This window comes from Pseudonocardia bannensis (assembly GCF_012911875.1).
GTDB classification, from domain to species: Bacteria; Actinomycetota; Actinomycetes; order Mycobacteriales; family Pseudonocardiaceae; genus Pseudonocardia; species Pseudonocardia bannensis.
In genome coordinates, this window is sequence record NZ_JAAXKZ010000004.1 from 34,962 (window position 1) to 51,178 (window position 16,217).

The window sequence follows — 16,217 nt, forward strand, 5'->3', positions numbered from 1 at the left end:
TGACAGGGAGCCAAACACAGTCCCCCGGGTTTTGATCTCAGATCAGACAGCGAGGGCAAGCTCGTCGAAAGCGGCGGCGGAAATTCTGGACGAACGCATGCCCGGCACTGCTCACCCGGGCTGAGTGGAGTCGTTTGAGACGGCGCATTGTGGCAGCGGAGACTTGAGCCGGCCGTGATCGGCTTCTATCGGGTTGTTGGCGTACCGCTCAAGGACGTGGCGGGCGGCGGGCAGCAGCTCATCGAGCACCCGTGGGATGAGCTGTCCGAACCGGTCCACCGCCCGATACAGATGGATCCACCGACCGGCGACCTTCACGTAGGTCTCGTCGACGAACCGCCGACCGCCCGCGGCGTCGCGCAGAGCTGGACGGCGTCGAGGAGCAGCGAGGTGAACCCTTGGTGAACGCAACAAGTGCCCCTCATCGCCCGGCGCCTCGCCGATGGGGGCGACGTCCGCTTCAAGGCCACCGACACCAGCGTCGACGACGTCACCGGCGATCGGCCGACGATCCGGTTCACCCACGACGGCCAGCAGCACCAACTCGACTGCGACTTCGTGATCGGCTGCGACGGCTCACGGACCTGCACGAGGTTCCTCATCCCAGAGGGCGACATCCGCACCGACTTCTTCCGGCAGTACCCCTTCGCCTGGTCCGGCATCCTCGCCGATGCCTGGGTGACACCGCCATCGCCATGTCACACACTGAGCGACGGCAGACTCGACGAGGAGGATCAGCCATGTCGTCATCCCCGGTAGTCGATGCGGACATCGGGGGCGACATCGACGAGGCACGGTCGGTGGCCGGGGCGCTGTACTACCCGCACCATGTCACGCCGCTGGCCGGTGTTCATCGGTTCCGGATGCGGGTCCGGGCGGCGAGCGTCGGCCCGGTCCTGCTCGGCTGGCTGAGCTACGCCAGCGAGGTGGAGATTCGGACCGGGCCGCTGGACACTGCCTACCAGGTCAACGTCGTCACGTCCGGACAGTTGCGCACCGCATCGGGTGAGGAAGAGGTACTGGCCGCTCCGGGTACGGCCGCGCTCTACCGCCCGGACCGCGACACGGTGATGCACGGCTGGAACGAACCCTGCCCGATGGTCGCGGTGAAGATCCCGCACAAGGCGCTGGAACACGAGCTCTCGGACCTGCTGGGGCGACCTGTCGCCGGACCGATCGCGTTCCGGACCGCGCTGGACCTTCGATCCGACGCCGGTCGACAGTGGTCTGCCCTGCTGCAGACGCTCGCCGACCACGTCACCGATGCCGACGCCCTCGCCCGGCATCCGATGATCGCCCCGCACCTGGCCCGCAGCCTGCTGACCGGGCTGCTGGTCATCGCGGACCATCCTTACCGTGCCGAGCTCGACGCTCCGGTCCGCCCGGCGCACCCACGTGCCGTGGCACGGGCTCTCACGTTCATCGAGGAGAGCACCGAGCCCGTGCTCTCCCTGGCCGACGTCGCCGCCCACGCCGGTGTCGGCGTGCGAGCCCTGCAGCAGGGCTTCCGGCGCACCCTGGGCACATCACCCACCCGGTACGTGCGCGAGGTTCGCCTGCGCCGGGCCCACCAGGACCTGCTTGCAGCCGATCCCGCGGTCACCGGCGTCGCCGAGATCGCGCTGCGGTGGGGGTTTGCCCACCTGGGCCGGTTCGCCGAGCGCTACCGCCAGGCCTACGGCGTCCCTCCGTCGGACACTCTTCGCCAACCGCGGTGACACGCGGACGTGCGCGAGCTGGACAGCGCCGTTCGCGCACGGGATCGACCCGCCGTCCACCTCAGGCAATGGTGTGATCATGAGCACACTCGAGTCCGCAGGCCCCGTCGTCGGCTGTCCGCTCGGCGACGACTTCGACCCTTTCGAGGGAGCCCCGCACGCTTTCCTGGCCCGGGCCCGCCGGGAACGCCCGGTGTTCTTCCACACCGGGCTGGGCGCCTACGTCCTCACCCGGTATGCCGACTGTCAGTGGGTGCATAGTGCCACCGAGGGGGTGAGCGCTCAGCCGGCGCTGTTGAGCCACCTCAACGTGACGCCGATCCCGGAGGCAATGAGGATCCTCGACGAGTCCGGATTCGTTCCCGCCCCCTCGATCGTCGACGAGGACGGCGCCGAGCACCGGTTGCACCGAAGCGTCGCGCATCCGCCGTTCCGGGTCGGGCGGATCCGCCCGCTCGAGCAGTTCATCCGCCGTCAGGTGACCGAGCGCCTGGACGCCATCGCCGGCGAGGGATCCGCAGACATCGTCGACGCGCTGATCTACGAGGTCCCCGCGACAGTGATCCTGCACATGATGGGCGTACCCGACGAGCAGATGGGCATGGTCAAGGGCTTCCGTGGTCCGTGGGCGATCTTCATCTGGGGCAACCCCGACGAGCAGGTCCAACTGGACACTGCCCGGATGATGGCCGCGTTCGGGCAGTGGGCGCGGGGGATCGCGGCCAGGGCCGTCGCGAACCCGGGCGACGACATGATCGGTGAGACCGTGAAGCTGCTGCGCGAGAAGGGCGAGCTGGAGAACTCCCGGCTCTGGCTCGACAGCTGGACCCTCAACGCCGTCATGGCCGGGCACGAGACCACAACGAACACGATGGCGGGAGGCATCGTGTCGTTGCTGGAGAACCCGGAGCAGTGGCGCGCGATCTGTGAGGATCCCGAACTCATCCCGAACGCGGTGGAGGAGATCCTGCGCCACGCCACGGGGGTGCCGACATGGCGCAAGCGGCTTCTTGTGGACAAGGAGTTCTCGGGCGTGAGAGTGCCGGCCGGGTCACTCGTCTACACCGCGCTGAACTCCGCGAATCGGGACGAGGATGTCTTCGACGACGGTGAGACCTTCGACGTTCGCCGGCCGAACGCCAACCGGCACCTGACCTTCGGCGGCGGGGTGCACACCTGCATGGGCAATCACCTGGCCAAGCTCGAGATGCGGATCATGCTGGAGGAGCTGACGAACAGGCTGCCGGGCCTGGAGCTGGTGCCGGGGCAGACGCTGCACTATTCGCCGAACACGACGCAGCGCGGACCTGAATCCGTTCAGGTGCGCTGGGACGCCCGCTGAGCGGGCACGGCAGCCCTCCCTTCCGCACCGGCGGCACACCATGCACGTCCCGGCCGTCGGCTACACGCCGTGCTAACCCAGCCGTATTCGACCGGCATACCGCACGACAATCTCGGTGCGCCGCCACGCGGTCGAAGAGGTGGCGGCCACCCACGGGCCGCCGGGGCAAGGCGATGCTGATCCGGCCGGACGCACAGCGGCTCCGGACGTTTGCGCGGCCCCGGGAACTGGACAGGCGATAGCCGGATTCGCCTTGACATGCTCCTGACATGTTCCGCGCTTTACCCTCGCCACAGCATTGAGATTCCGCTGCAGACACGGACGGACCTCAACCTCTTATGATTGGCAGGAATCCCATGGACCCAGTCGATGTCTTGACCCTGCGTGAAGAGCTCATCGAAAAAGCGACGGCGCTCCATCCCCTGCTCGCGAAGAATGCGGACGAGGCCGAGAAGCAGCGTTCTCTGCCCGACGAGAACTTCAAGGCGCTAGTGGAGGCGGGGATGCTGCGCCTGTGCACCCCCCGCCGTTATGGCGGACTGGAGGCAGGGCACCGTACTTACCTTGACGTGGTTGCCGAGCTCGCCAGAAGTGGTTGTGGGGCGTCCTCGTGGTACGGCTTCATTCTCAATATGACCGACTGGATCGTCGGCGGAATGCACCAGGAAGCGCAGGACGCCGTGTGGGGAGACAGCCCGGACAACGTGGTGTGTTGTCCGCTCACGCCGTCGCCCGGCTGGAAGGCTCGCCGGGTACCAGGTGGAGTGCGACTCAGTGGCGAATGGGGCTACACCTCCGGCTGCATGCATGCCAGTTGGGCGCTGCTGGGCTTCCCGGTCCTCGATGACGCCGACAACATCGTGGACAGCGCGGTGGCCTTGGTCCCGATGAGCGAGATCACGATCAAGGACACCTGGAATGTGATTGGCATGTCGGGCACCGGAAGCAACACCCTGGTGGTCGATGATGCGTTCGTGCCGGACAATTTGACGATGGACATGTCGGGTCCGCTGAGCAACAACTACCCGACGTCGCATCCGGAAGAGCACATGTTCCTCAGCGACCCTGCGGCCACCTTCTGGACATGCGTTCATCCGTCGATTCTCGGCCTTGCGCAGGCTGCGCTCGAGCTTACCCAGGAGCGCATGACCGCCAAGCCGAAGCCCATCACGTACACGTTTTACCAAGATGCGACGCGGGCCCCGTCCGTGCAGTTCAACATCGCTCAGGCTGCGATAATGATCGATGCCGCCACCCTGCAGGCCCGTGCCGCCGCCGACGAGATCGACGCGCAATCGAGAACCGGGCAGCACCTGGCCCCGGCGGACCGCCACCGCAACATCATGCGATCGGCGAATATGGTTCGGTTGTGTCGTGGAGCGGTGGATCTTCTGCTCGATGTCCAGGGGGCGGGGGCCTTCGCGCTGGCGAACCCGCTGCAGCGAATCTGGCGGGATCTGAACGCTTGCAGCCGGCACGGGTTCAACGCGGCCGGGGTCAAGCACGAAATCTACGGACGCTCCCTGCTCGGGGCCGACGAACAGCAGATGACCGCATTCCGATGAGATAACGAGCCTCAAGATTTGCCCGCTGGCGAGTGGCCAGCGGGCACATCTTGTCCGTTCCTGCTGATGCAGCTCTCCCCGGCAAGGCGCTGGGATGCAGCTCCCGGCTACCTTCAGGCCACCGGGGGAATGGATACCAGGTCGCGCGTTTGAACCGGGTGACTCCAGAAGAGGAATGAGATGCCGTACTACCGATCAGTCGGCGACCTGCCGCCGAAGCGCCATACACAGTTCCGCCAGCCTGACGGTTCGCTGTATCTCGAAGAACTGATAGGCGAGGAAGGCTTCGGCTCCGATTCCTCGCTGCTGTACCATCACAATATCCCGTCAGCGATCGTGGATGCCCGCGTCTGGGAGCTATCGGGACTGCACACCACACCGAACGTCCCACTGCTGCCCCGACACTTCCGGCTGCACGCCCTGTTCGACGAAACCGAGGTCAAGGCCGTGGACGCGGTCACCGGGCGACGTCTGATTCTGGGCAACGCCGATGTCCGAATCTCCTACGCTGTAGGGCTGGCCGATTCGCCGTTGTACCGCAATGCGGTCGGCGACGAGTGCGTCTATATCGAGGCCGGCGGCGCAGCAGTCGAAACCATCTTCGGTGCGCTGATCGCCCGGCCTGGCGATTACGTCGTCATCCCGCGCGGAACCACGCACCGGTGGCTTCCCGAGCCAGGTGAACCTCTGCGCACCTACGTGATCGAGGCCAGCAGCCATATCACGCCACCCAAGCGCTACCTGTCAAAGCATGGACAGTTCCTCGAGCATTCGCCGTACTGCGAGCGTGACTTGCACGGACCGGATGCGCCGTTACTCATCGCTACTGAAGAGGGTGACGCCGACGCCCAGGTCTATGTCAAGCACCGGACTCCAGGTAATGACGGTATCGCGGGCACGGTGTTCACCTACCCGCGACACCCCTTCGATGTCGTCGGCTGGGACGGCTGTCTGTACCCCTATACTTTCAACGTCGCCGACTTCGAGCCGATCACCGGTCGAGTGCATCAGCCGCCGCCGGTACACCAGGTCTTCGAGGGAAAGAACTTCGTCGTCTGCAACTTCGTTCCCCGCAAGGTCGACTACCACCCGCTGTCGATTCCGGTTCCTTATTATCACTCCAATGTTGACTCCGACGAAGTCATGTTCTACTGCGGCGGAGACTACGAAGCGCGGAAGGGCTCGGGTGTCGGGCAGGGCTCAGTCTCTCTGCATCCCGGTGGCCATTCGCACGGCCCGCAACCGGATGCTTACGAGGGCGGTATCGGTGCCGAGTACTTCGACGAACTCGCGGTCATGGTCGACACTTTCCGTCCGCTCGAGCTCGGCGTGGGCGGCCGGGACGGGGAGGACCCCGACTACGCGTGGACATGGGCGGGTCGGGGACCTGTGCGATGAGCGGTTTGCTTGCTCGCCTGGTGGATGACGCGGTCCTGTTCCCCCCGGCGTCGCTGTCGATGACGGCCGCCGTCGCTCGTCACCGCGACGACCTCGCCGCGCAATCGCCGATGCTCACCGACCGCCTTCTCTGCCCCGCCGCCCGGCTTCATGAGCTCCTCGCCGAGCTGCGCGGTGCCGATCGTTTCCGCGTCGTGTTGATCGCCGGAACCCGGCTCGACGCAGTGACTGAGTCGGTCCGTGTCGTCGCCACCGCGCCGGCCATCGAACTGGACTCGTTGGAGGTCCCGCTGTCCGCATCGAAGGCAGTTGATCCAGGCCAGGCAGTCGGCGAGATCGTCGAAACCGTGCGGTGCATCTCCGAGCCCACGGGAGTACCGGTGTATCTCGAAGCCCGGTCCGTCGACCAGGTGCCAGCAATGGTGCGAGCGATCGCCGGACTCTCCAGTTGCGGCACGGTCGGTGCAAAGATCCGGTGCGGTGGGATCCGTCCCGAACTGTTCCCAGCTGCTCCGGCTCTCGCGCGAGCACTCGGCTCCGCGGTCGCCGCCGGTGTGCCGATCAAGGCAACCGCGGGGCTGCACCGCGCCGTGCGCCATGTCGACCCCGCGACGGGGTTCACCCACTTCGGGTTCCTCAACCTGCTACTGGCGGTAACAGCGTTCGTCCGCGGCGGCGGCCCAGCCGAGGCCGTTGCCGCGCTCGAGGCGGCCGGTGCCGGCGACGTGGCGAGGCAGGCTCGAGGTCTGGACCCGGAAACCGCGTCCGCGGTGCGTTCGGCGTTCGTCGCCTACGGCTCGTGCAGCACACGGAGACCAGTGCGGGAAGCTGCCGCCATGGGGCTGCTCGTCGAGCAGCAGCGGGCGCGATGAAGGCCTCCTGGGTGCCCGTTCCGCCGGGCTCGGACTTCACCCTGGCCAACCTGCCCTACGGCGTATTCGCCCCCGCAGGTACACCGCAGGCGTGGCGGGTAGGCGTCGCCATCGGTAAACACGTGCTGGACCTGGCGGGTGCGCTCGGCGCGGAGGTATTCACCGCACCCTCGCTGAATGCATTCATGGCCGGTGGCCCCTCGGTGTGGGCGGACACGCGCGAACAGGTGACCGAGTTGCTGAGCGAGCCGCGCTCGGCGCGCGCTGTCCGGGCGCATCTACACCCCATCGCAGACGTCCGGCTGAGGTTGCCGATCGAGGTGGCCGATTACGCAGACTTCTATGCATCAGAACACCACGCCCGCAATCTCGGGCGACTGTTCCGCCCGGATGGTCCGTCGCTGCCAGCGAACTGGAAGCATCTCCCGGTCGGCTACCACGGGCGGGCGGGCACCGTGATCGTGTCCGGCACCCCGGTGGTTCGCCCCACTGGTCAGCGCCGGACGGCCCCCGACGCGGCCCCCAGCTTCGGTCCGAGCCTTCGCCTGGACGTCGAAGTCGAGATCGGGTTCGTGGTCGGGGTGCCGAGTGCGCTCGGCACGCCCGTCGCGGTGGGAGACTTCGCGCAGCACGTGTTCGGCGTGGTGCTGCTCAACGACTGGTCGGCACGCGACATCCAGTCGTGGGAGTACGTCCCGCTCGGGCCCTTCCTCGGCAAGTCGTTCGCCACCTCGATCTCACCCTGGGTGGTGCCGCTGAGCGCCCTGGACGGCGCGCGGGTGTCGACTCCGATCCAGGAGCCACCGCCGCTACCCAATCTAGCCGAGTCGGAACCGTGGGGCCTCGATCTTCGGTTGCAACTGGAGCTGAATGGCCAGATCGTCTCGCGACCACCCTACGCGCAGATGTACTGGTCACCGGCGCAGATGCTGGCGCATATGACATCCAACGGGGCAAGCCTGCGGACCGGCGATCTATTTGCCTCGGGCACCGTGTCCGGTCCCGACCCGGGCACGTCAGGCTCCCTCATCGAACTCACCCGCGCCGGGACCGAGCCGTTGACATTGCCGGACGGCACCAGTCGTAGCTACCTCCTCGACGGAGACACCGTGCGAATTACAGGTGCCGCGTGCTCCCCCGACGGGGCCCGTCTCGGGCTAGGAGAGGTGATCGGGCGCATTGCCCCGCCGATCGCTTCAGTCCCACCAAAATGAGCTCCGGCTCGGGGCCGCGACACAAAGACGCCATCGAGCCCGGGCGGATGTCGAGAATATGTCAAAGCTTTCGTATCGGTGTCGTTGGGACCTGCCCAAGTGCCACAGTGGTCGAGTCGCGTGGCGGTTCTCAGCATTTGATCCGAGCCGCTGACGAGCCGGACCGCGATGGCGAGAAAAGTAACGTACGCACTATCTGATTCAAGGAGCAGAAATGCAGTTCAGTGGATTCTCGGTGACTGACCACTATCCGAACGAGCCGCGAACGATCCGTGATTTCTACGGTGAGATCCTCGATGAGATCGTCCTTGCGGAGCGACTCGGGTTCAGAAATTACTTCGTCGCAGAGCACCACTTTCATGAGTACGGTGTCGTATCGTCCCCGACGACCTTGCTGGCCGCAGCGGCAGGCCGGACAACAACGATCGGCCTGGGTGTGGCGGTGTCGGTCCTTCCTTTCCACAACCCGCTGGTGGTCGCCCAGGACTATGCGATGCTGGATCAGCTCAGCGACGGTCGGCTCGCGATGGGCGTTGGTTCTGGCTATCTGAAGCACGAGTTCGACGGATTCAACCTGGGCCCCTGGGAAAAGCGTGCACGGTTCGATGAAGCCATCGAGATCATCGAGCGCGCATGGACCGGCGAACCTTTTTCCTACCACGGTCTCTACCACCACGTTCAGAACACCCGGATCGCGATCACGCCGATCCAGCAGCCACCGCCCACGTGGGTGGCGGTGATCCGGCCAGAGGCCGCCTACTACGTCGGGCGTCAGGGCCGCAACCTGATGCTGATCCCCTATGCCACCGCCAGCACCATGGACGAACTCCGGCAGACCGTCCAGGAGTACCAGCGGGGGCGGCAGGAGGCCGGGCACGAGGGCCCCGCCGATGTGGCCGCGGCGCTGCACACCTACGTCGGGGTCAACGACGCCTCCGCCCGAGCGGAGGCCGAACCCGCACTGGACCGCTACGTCGACACCCGGCTCTACAGCCGCAGCAAGCGGCGTTTCGACGACCTGAACGCGGCCGAGCTGATCCTCATCGGCGGGCCCGAGACCGTGGCGAAGCGGGTCATGGCGCTGGCCGACGTGGGCGTCAACCACCTGATGCTGCTCGGGAACTTCGGTGCGATGAATGCCAAGCGCTGCACCGAATCGCTCGAGCGGTTCGCCGCAGACGTCGCCCCGGCGACGCTCTGAGTCGATGGGCTCGGGGAGCCCGCGAGATCCGCCGCGAGCACCGATAGAACAGAAGGGGATAGCGATGTCGAGGACGTCCCAGATGCCGCTCGGCTGTCAACGCAGCATGACCGAGGGTCAGTCGATCGGGGGGCTCACGACCGTGGACCGGCATGGCCGGCCCCACACGTCGGTCGTCTCGTGGTTCCGGTCCTTGGACGCCCGGACCTGCGCGATAGCAGTTGACCGGCGGTCGCGGCACTACGAGAACATCAGCCGGGAGAACCCCCGCGTAAGCCTGCTGTTCTTCTGCGACACGGAGATCTTCTCCATCGCCGGGACAGCCCGCGTCGCGCTCGAGGAGATGCAGTACCCGCCGTTCCCGATGGCCAGCATCCATGTGGATGTGGACCTCGTGGTCGACCAGACCCTGCCCGATGTGGAATTCGCCGGACCGAGGTACCGCTACTCCGAACGCAAGGCGCACCGGGCGACCGTGGAGGAGGCGATCCTCGCCGAGCTACGGGCCGGACACTACGGTTACGTACGCCGTCCCGAGGTGGTGACCGACAGCCGGCCCGGCCTGCACGACTGACAACGCGCGCTCGAGAGGGCGTCCCCAGGGGCCCGAATGGGGGGCATGCAGTTCGGTCCGGCAGCACGCACGACGCTGCCGGACGGGCGGTGAGGCTCGAGACGACGGGATGGAACGTGATCACCGAGTGAGCCGTGAGCTGCGGGGCGGGCTCGGTCGTGGCTGCGGTTCCCCCGGTCGAGGGCCTGGTGGCGGCCGTTGGAGATTCTCTCGCCGTGTGATGCAGGACATAATCGTGATCGAGGCGGACAGCCGCTAGCTGCGGACAGAGGGGGCCTGCGTGTCGCTGTGTGGTGCAACGGCCGGGGTGCAGCCTCACGGGCCGGTAGTCATCGTGTCCGAACGTGCCAGCGTCACCGAACGTCTGCAGGCCCTGCTGGAGTGCAGGGGGTGGCCGTGTCTGCTGGTGACCGACGAGACCCGCGTGAGGTGGGTCGCCTCGGTGCACAAGCCCTTGGCGGTGGTGGTCGTCGCCGGGCGGGAGGCGTGGACCCGCGACGTGCTGGCCGCCGCCCGACAGGCCACCACCGCCGCGGTCGCCCTGGTCGGGGAGCTGCCCACGTCCCGCGTCGTGAGCGCCCTGCATGCCGGCACTGACGTCGTCATCACCGATTCGGATCATGATGATGAGATCTTCGCCCGCCTACTGGCTCTGGTGCGCCGCACCTCGGCAGCCCACGACCCCGGCGTGCGCTACCTGCAGGCCGAGATCCTCCGCATCGACCTCTGGGCCGAGTCGGCCACCCTGGACGGGCGACCGCTGAACCTCTCGCCCACCGAATACAAGCTCTTGGCGTACTTGATGAGGAACGCAGGCCGCGTGGTGCCAGCTGCTCAGATCCTGGGCCGGGTATGGGGCTGGGCGGGCGGGGATGGCCTGAACACGTTGCGGATCTTCGTGGGGCGGTTGCGCCGCCAGCTCGGTGACGACGCCCGCCGTCCGCGGTTCGTCACCTCGGTACGTGGTCGGGGCTACTGTTTCGCGGCCCCGGTTGTCGAACAAGGTGATGAAGGCGCCGGAGCGGTGCGGGCTAACGAACAGGCGCTGCTACTCGACTCGGTCTCTCGACTGGCCGAGGCCACCATGACCTGCTCGGACGCCGTGAGCGCAGCGCAGATGATCGTTGCTTCGCTGGTGGAGGAGGGCACCACCGACGCCGCCGCGATCCTGCGGGTCATGAACGGACGTCTGTGGCTGCTCGCACAGGATGGGTTGTCCCGAGCGTGGGAGTCGGCGATGGACCCCGGGCTGCCGCTGGAATCGAGCTACGCGAGCGTTTATGCGGCACGCACCAAGGAACTGGCACAGTTCTCGCGGATGTCAGCGAACCGTCCGAAGTACTCCGGCACCGCCGCGCTGCTCAGCCGCGAGAACCTCGACGTCGGCGTGTTCATGCCGATCCACCTCGGCCGGCACTGCTGGGGCAGCATGGGTGTCCTCCGCCGTTCCGGCCAGCCATACAGTGCGGCGACGCTGTCCTACTTCCGGTCCACACTGGCGGTCTACGCCAGCCACATTCCCAGATACGCGAACAGCTGTTCGTCCACCCGCGGTACTGCGGACGAGCAAATACTGTAAGCACGGCCAAGTTGCACGCTAGTTGCACGGCCCAGCCCCAGTCGCCGTCACCGCGTCGCAAGCTGCGGCATCCCCGCCGACCTGGCAACACCCCGACTGCGCAGCGCCCCGGCGCAATCAGTCTGCCCGCCTGCGCGCCCGGGCACTCCGCGGCTACCCGCGTTGGTCACTCGACTCCTGCCGAGGTCGCCGAGCTGATACGCCGTGCATGTCAGGGTCGCTCAACCAGCCTTCTTTTCGCCATACGACCTCGTCGGTTTCCCGGTCGCGCCACTCATGGACGTAGTAGTCGTTCTCACGACCGAGACGTGCTGCCGCACTCGGGGCAGGTCATCTGGTCGCGACTCAGCTCGATGCCGCAGGGCATGCAGGTGTCCGTGGCCATGAAAAAGTCCCCGCGGGTGGCCGTGTGAGGTCCCCGCTGGTGGCCAGTTAGAAGTCCCCGGTCCCTCGTCGTGTCGTACGCCGGGTTGAGACCCTGGGCGGTGACGGTGGCGGTTGTCGAAGCCAGCCGCCGCACCACCCAGGGGTCTCCCATTGAAGTCTGCGAGGGAACGTATGGACATCATTTCGGCCTATCGGGATGTCGGCTCTTATCGTGGCGCGGCCGCGATCTGCGCCACGACACCGAAGACCGTGCGTCGGGTCATCGAGCGTCACGAGGCGGGAGGTGTTGTCCCGCAACGCAAACCACGGTCCCGGAACTATGAGTCGGTCGCCGAGCTGGTCGTGGGGCGAGTGGAGAAGACCAAGGGCAGGATCTCGGCGAAGCGGCTGCTGCCCGAGGCCCGCGCCGCCGGCTATGAGGGCTCGGCCCGCAACTTCCGCCGCCTGGTCGCGACGACGAAGGCGGACTGGCGCCGCGATCATCACCGCGGGCGGCGTCCGGCGGTGTGGTCCCCGGGCGAGCGCCTGGTAATCGACTGGGGCGTGATCGCCGGGCTGCACGTGTTCTGCGCGGTGCTGGCCTGGTCGAGGGTGCGGTTCGTCCGCTTCGCGGTCGACGAACGCGCCGAGACCACCCTGAACATGCTGGCCGAGTGCTTCGAGACGATCGGTGGGGTCCCGAAGGTCGTGCTCGCCGACCGGATGGGCTGCCTCAAAGCCGCTGTGGTCGCCGACCGGGTGGTTCCGACGGCGGACTACGTGCGCTTCGCGAGCCACTACCGGTTCCGCCCGGACTTCTGCCAGGGCAACGATCCGGAGTCCAAGGGCATCGTGGAGAACCTCGTCGGCTATGCCAAGTCCGACCTGATCATCGGCTGTGGTCTTGTCACTGGCCTCGACACCGGGCAGGACGGACGTCCGGTCGATCTGGCCGTGGCCAACGCCGCAGCTCGGCAGTGGTGCGCCGAGGTCAACGCGGCTACGCACTCCGAGATCGCCGCGGTCCCGGCCCGACGTCTGGCCGAGCACGAGCTGGCCGTGTTGGGCGGGTTGCCGTCGCTGCGGCCGCGGATCACCGGCCCGGCGGTGATGCGCAAGGTCGACCGGCTCTCCTGCGTGAGGTTCGGCTCCGCCCGCTACTCGGTCCCGACCACCGCCATCGGCACCCGGGTCGAGGTCCGCACCCACGCCGACCGACTCACCATCCTGACCACCACCATCGGCAAGGACGGGCCCGCCGGGGTGGTTCTGGCCGAGCATCGCCTGGTCGGGCCGGGTGAGGCCTCGGTGATCGACGCCCACTACGGCGGGCCACGACCCAACGCCCCGGTCAGGGCGGTCCGCCCGAAGACCGTCGACGAGAAGGCGTTCTGCGCCCTCGGCCCCACTGCGCAGGCGTTCCTGACCGGTGCTGCCGCGGCTGGATCGACTCGCCTGGGGGCCGAGCTGGGCGAGCTCCTGGGCCTCGGTCACGCCCACGGCGAGCAGGTGCTGCTCGACGCACTGGCCCGCGCCACGGCGTTCCGGCGGTGGCGGGCCGAGGACGTCCGCTCCATCCTCGCCGCCGGCGCCGCCGCACCCCGACCACAGCAGGCGGGAACAGCCCTGGTCGTCGAGCTGCCCGCGGTCCCGACGCGCTCGCTGGCCGACTACGCGATCACCACCGATGTCGAGGGCGACGCCTCATGACGACCGCGAGCAAGATCTCGGGCAAGGTCCCCGAGCTCGACGCCGACCTCGAGGCCGGGCTCAAACGGCTCAAGCTCGCTGCGATGCGGCGGATGGCGCCGGAGCTGCTGCTCACCGCCCGCACCCAGCGCTGGCGACCCGAGGAGCTGCTGCGGGTCCTCATCGAGGCCGAGGTCGCCGCCCGCGACGCCTCCAACATCGCCAACCGGCGCAAAGCCGCAGGGTTCCCCGTCACCAAGACCCTCGACGAGTTCGACCTGTCCGCCTCCTCGATCCCGAAGGCCACGTTCGACTACCTCGCCAGCCTGGAATGGGTTCGGGGCGCGGAGAACCTGGCCCTGGTCGGGCCGCCCGGGACCGGAAAGTCCCATCTGCTCGTCGCGCTCGGCGCGGCGGCTGTCGAGGCCGGACACCGGGTCCGCTACTTCACCGCCGCCGACCTGGTCGAAGCCCTCTACCGCGGGCTGGCCGACAACTCCGTCGGCCGGCTCATCGACCACACGCTGCGCCACGACCTGATCATCATCGACGAGATCGGGTTCGCCCCACTCGACGACACCGCGGCCCAACTGCTGTTCCGCCTCGTCGCCGCCGCCTACGAACGCCGCAGCCTCGCCATCAGCTCCCACTAGCCCTTCGACCAATGGGGACGGTTCATGCCCGAACACACCACCGCAGTCAGCCTCCTCGACCGCCTCCTGCACCACGCCCAGGTCGTCGTCACCAGCGGCGACTCCTACCGCATGCGCGAAGCCCGCAACGCGAAGGGAGCCGCCATCAAAGCCAGCTGAACAACCCCGGACCGGGGACTTTCACCTGGCCACCAACGGGGACCACTACTTGGCCGTTGACAGCAGGAGTATCGCTGCATTGGTTGAGCGTCATCGAGACGTGGAAAGCCCGTGAGCAATAGCTCGTGTCGTCGCCCGTCAGCAACTGCACTCACATCGACAAGATCTCCTGGTAGACCAAGCAGGTGACCTGACCAGCGGGGATAGCTCTCCGTCGGTCAGCGTCGTTTCTCGTTGTCGGGTGGCCTTTCACGGCCCAGAGACGGCCCGGACGGCCTAGGGACCGAGCGGAGCGGCTGTCTGAGCCAGCGGGCCGGTGAAAAGCGCCCTCTCGATTTCAAGGTCTAGACCGCTTGATCGCCGAGGTCCACGGGCGCGCATCACGCAGGTCATTCGCGGCAGGGAAGTCGCATGGCCGGGCAGGGCCTGCAGCAACTGCAACCAGGACTGCAACCGTCCATGAACGCTTGCGTCAGCTCCGGGCCTGCTTCGGCACAAGCAACCCGCGCTGCCCATGCCGCCGGATGACCGATTCGGTCCGAGCCCGACCGTGCCAAGCTGGCAGCAGGCCGGCCGGGGCTTCTCGCCACCTCCCCGACCTGGTCACAGGGCAGAGGCGACACAGGCCGTGGACACAGGCACCGACTACGGCAGGCCCGGGGTGCTCCCCGAGGCCGGGCCGGCGCTGGGCGAACCTGGCGGGGACCGCGGCGAGCAGGCCCGGTCCGGGCGCGCCGGGGTGGGCCGTGGCTGAGCTGCCCCCGGGCGGGCCGCAGGTCGTGGCCGAGGTGGCCGGGATCGCGGCCGCGCCGGCCAGCTTCGAGGAACGGGCGGCCGCGCTGCTGGGGTCGCTGTACCCGGTGGTGCCGTTCCAGGCCGGCTGGATCGCCCTGCTCGACCCGGAGCGCTGCCGGATGGTACCCCTGGCGAGCCCGGGCTACGACGACACGGCGCGTGCCTACCTCACCAGCCCGGCGAGCGTCGCAGAGATCGAACTGCTCGGCCTGGACCGGGCGCGCCCGCCGATGCGCCTACGCGATTTCCCCGTCCCGCCCGCCGAGGTGCGCGGCTGGGCGGAGTACCTGCGCCCGGCGGGGTTCCGGGAGGGCCTCGGGGTCGGCCTGTTCGCCCCGGACGGCCGTTACCTGGGGCAGCTGACCCTGAACACGGAGAGCGCGGCGAATCCCACCGACGCCGCCCGCGACCTGATCGGCACTCTCGCCCCGATGATCGCGCATGCGGTCGACCCGCTGCGCACGATCACCGCGGCGGCGGGGCTGGTGCGGGGCGCGACCGCCGGGGTGGTGCTCACCCGCAGCGGGCAGGCGCTGCCGCTGCCCGGGCTGGGCGCCCACCCGCTGCTGGGCGCGGGCTCGGGGCTGCTCGCGGTGGCCGCCCGGCTGGCCGACGGCCGCGCGCACGCCGTGTTCCTGTGCCCACTCGCCGGGCCGGACCCCGCCGGCGGGCACGTGCGGGTCACCGTGCTGGGCTGCCCCACCCAGTCCCCGCACCACCTGGTGGCGGCCGTGGTGCTGGCCCCAGCGCCGGACCTGCGCGGACTGACCCCCCGCGAGCTGCAGATCCTCGGGCTGCTCATCGAGGGCTGGACCAACGCGCGCATCGCCGCCGAACTGGTGGTGGCGCCGCGCACGGTCGCCGCCCACGTGGAACATATCCTGGCCAAGCTGGATGCCGGGACCCGGGCCCTGGCCGCGGTCCGCGCCCTGGGCCAGGGCCTGTATGTGCCGCCCGAGCTGACCGGCATTTGGCCGTGACAAGGGCGGCGGTGCGGGTCGCGGTCCCGCGGCCGATATCACGCCCGCCCCGGCGGACGTCGGGGAACGAGCGGCCGTGCTGCTGTGCCGAGGGCATCGACCGCGGGTAATC

General features: G+C 68.0%; 13 protein-coding genes and 2 pseudogenes. 14 read left to right on the forward strand and 1 reads right to left on the reverse strand.

From position 1 onward, the window contains the following. Window positions 1–73: 73 nt before the first annotated feature. Window positions 74–396, reverse strand: a pseudogene (locus tag HF519_RS33480) (DDE-type integrase/transposase/recombinase); the annotation flags it as partial. 18 nt (window positions 397–414) lie between these two features. On the opposite strand from HF519_RS33480, the gene HF519_RS02015 reads away from it, so the two are divergent. From HF519_RS02015 to HF519_RS02075, 14 genes and pseudogenes are all read left to right on the forward strand, one after another. Next, the gene (locus tag HF519_RS02015) at window positions 415–759 is read left to right on the forward strand and encodes an FAD-dependent monooxygenase (RefSeq protein WP_169409888.1); all 345 of its coding nucleotides are present in this window, start codon (window positions 415–417) and stop codon (window positions 757–759) included. After that, on the forward strand, window positions 741–1,718 hold the full coding sequence (locus HF519_RS02020) for an AraC family transcriptional regulator (RefSeq protein ID WP_169409889.1): 978 nt from the start codon (window positions 741–743) through the stop codon (window positions 1,716–1,718). The genes HF519_RS02015 and HF519_RS02020 overlap by 19 nt, the downstream gene beginning before the upstream one ends. A 79-nt stretch (window positions 1,719–1,797) precedes the next feature. After that, entirely contained in the window at window positions 1,798–3,060 is a 1,263-nt protein-coding gene (locus HF519_RS02025) for a cytochrome P450 (RefSeq protein ID WP_169409890.1), read from the forward strand. A gap of 356 nt (window positions 3,061–3,416) precedes the next feature. Then, window positions 3,417–4,625: an acyl-CoA dehydrogenase family protein gene (locus tag HF519_RS02030; protein ID WP_169409891.1), complete on the forward strand. Its 1,209-nt coding sequence runs from the start codon at window positions 3,417–3,419 to the stop codon at window positions 4,623–4,625. A 180-nt stretch (window positions 4,626–4,805) separates the two neighbouring features. Next, window positions 4,806–6,023: a homogentisate 1,2-dioxygenase gene (locus HF519_RS02035; RefSeq protein ID WP_169409892.1), complete on the forward strand. Its 1,218-nt coding sequence runs from the start codon at window positions 4,806–4,808 to the stop codon at window positions 6,021–6,023. Continuing rightward, on the forward strand, window positions 5,990–6,895 hold the full coding sequence (locus HF519_RS02040; RefSeq protein ID WP_169409893.1) for a hypothetical protein: 906 nt from the start codon (window positions 5,990–5,992) through the stop codon (window positions 6,893–6,895). The genes HF519_RS02035 and HF519_RS02040 overlap by 34 nt, the downstream gene beginning before the upstream one ends. Next, complete coding sequence (gene fahA / locus HF519_RS02045) at window positions 6,892–8,109, forward strand: fumarylacetoacetase (RefSeq protein ID WP_169409894.1); 1,218 nt, start codon at window positions 6,892–6,894, stop codon at window positions 8,107–8,109. The genes HF519_RS02040 and fahA overlap by 4 nt, the downstream gene beginning before the upstream one ends. Window positions 8,110–8,323: 214 nt before the next feature. Further along, window positions 8,324–9,310 carry an LLM class flavin-dependent oxidoreductase gene (locus tag HF519_RS02050; RefSeq protein ID WP_169409895.1) on the forward strand — a complete coding sequence of 329 codons (987 nt, stop codon included), beginning with the start codon at window positions 8,324–8,326 and terminating at the stop codon, window positions 9,308–9,310. 64 nt (window positions 9,311–9,374) lie between these two features. Continuing rightward, window positions 9,375–9,884: a pyridoxamine 5'-phosphate oxidase family protein gene (locus HF519_RS02055; protein WP_169409896.1), complete on the forward strand. Its 510-nt coding sequence runs from the start codon at window positions 9,375–9,377 to the stop codon at window positions 9,882–9,884. Window positions 9,885–10,218: 334 nt separating this feature from the next. Continuing rightward, complete coding sequence (locus tag HF519_RS30830) at window positions 10,219–11,463, forward strand: winged helix-turn-helix transcriptional regulator (RefSeq protein ID WP_169409897.1); 1,245 nt, start codon at window positions 10,219–10,221, stop codon at window positions 11,461–11,463. A gap of 537 nt (window positions 11,464–12,000) precedes the next feature. Continuing rightward, window positions 12,001–13,539 (forward strand): IS21 family transposase, encoded by a 1,539-nt coding sequence (istA, locus tag HF519_RS02065; RefSeq protein WP_169409898.1) that lies wholly within the window; start codon window positions 12,001–12,003, stop codon window positions 13,537–13,539. Next, a pseudogene (gene istB, locus HF519_RS02070) lies at window positions 13,536–14,330 on the forward strand (IS21-like element helper ATPase IstB). Before istA ends, istB begins: the two are co-directional and overlap by 4 nt. A gap of 628 nt (window positions 14,331–14,958) precedes the next feature. Further along, the gene (locus tag HF519_RS32130; protein ID WP_281358379.1) at window positions 14,959–15,084 is read left to right on the forward strand and encodes a hypothetical protein; all 126 of its coding nucleotides are present in this window, start codon (window positions 14,959–14,961) and stop codon (window positions 15,082–15,084) included. After that, complete coding sequence (locus tag HF519_RS02075; protein ID WP_211169411.1) at window positions 15,077–16,105, forward strand: helix-turn-helix transcriptional regulator; 1,029 nt, start codon at window positions 15,077–15,079, stop codon at window positions 16,103–16,105. The genes HF519_RS32130 and HF519_RS02075 overlap by 8 nt, the downstream gene beginning before the upstream one ends. Window positions 16,106–16,217 lie beyond the last annotated feature (112 nt).

What these genes read in the sequence shown, in the direction of transcription:
- HF519_RS02035 (WP_169409892.1), top strand. Translation starts at nt 4,806, where the DNA reads ATGCCGTACTACCGATCAGTCGGCGACCTGCCGCCGAAGCGCCATACA.
- fahA (WP_169409894.1), top strand. Translation starts at nt 6,892, where the DNA reads ATGAAGGCCTCCTGGGTGCCCGTTCCGCCGGGCTCGGACTTCACCCTG.
- HF519_RS02050 (WP_169409895.1), top strand. Translation starts at nt 8,324, where the DNA reads ATGCAGTTCAGTGGATTCTCGGTGACTGACCACTATCCGAACGAGCCG.
- HF519_RS02025 (WP_169409890.1), top strand. Translation starts at nt 1,798, where the DNA reads ATGAGCACACTCGAGTCCGCAGGCCCCGTCGTCGGCTGTCCGCTCGGC.
- HF519_RS02020 (WP_169409889.1), top strand. Translation starts at nt 741, where the DNA reads ATGTCGTCATCCCCGGTAGTCGATGCGGACATCGGGGGCGACATCGAC.
- HF519_RS02030 (WP_169409891.1), top strand. Translation starts at nt 3,417, where the DNA reads ATGGACCCAGTCGATGTCTTGACCCTGCGTGAAGAGCTCATCGAAAAA.
- HF519_RS02055 (WP_169409896.1), top strand. Translation starts at nt 9,375, where the DNA reads ATGTCGAGGACGTCCCAGATGCCGCTCGGCTGTCAACGCAGCATGACC.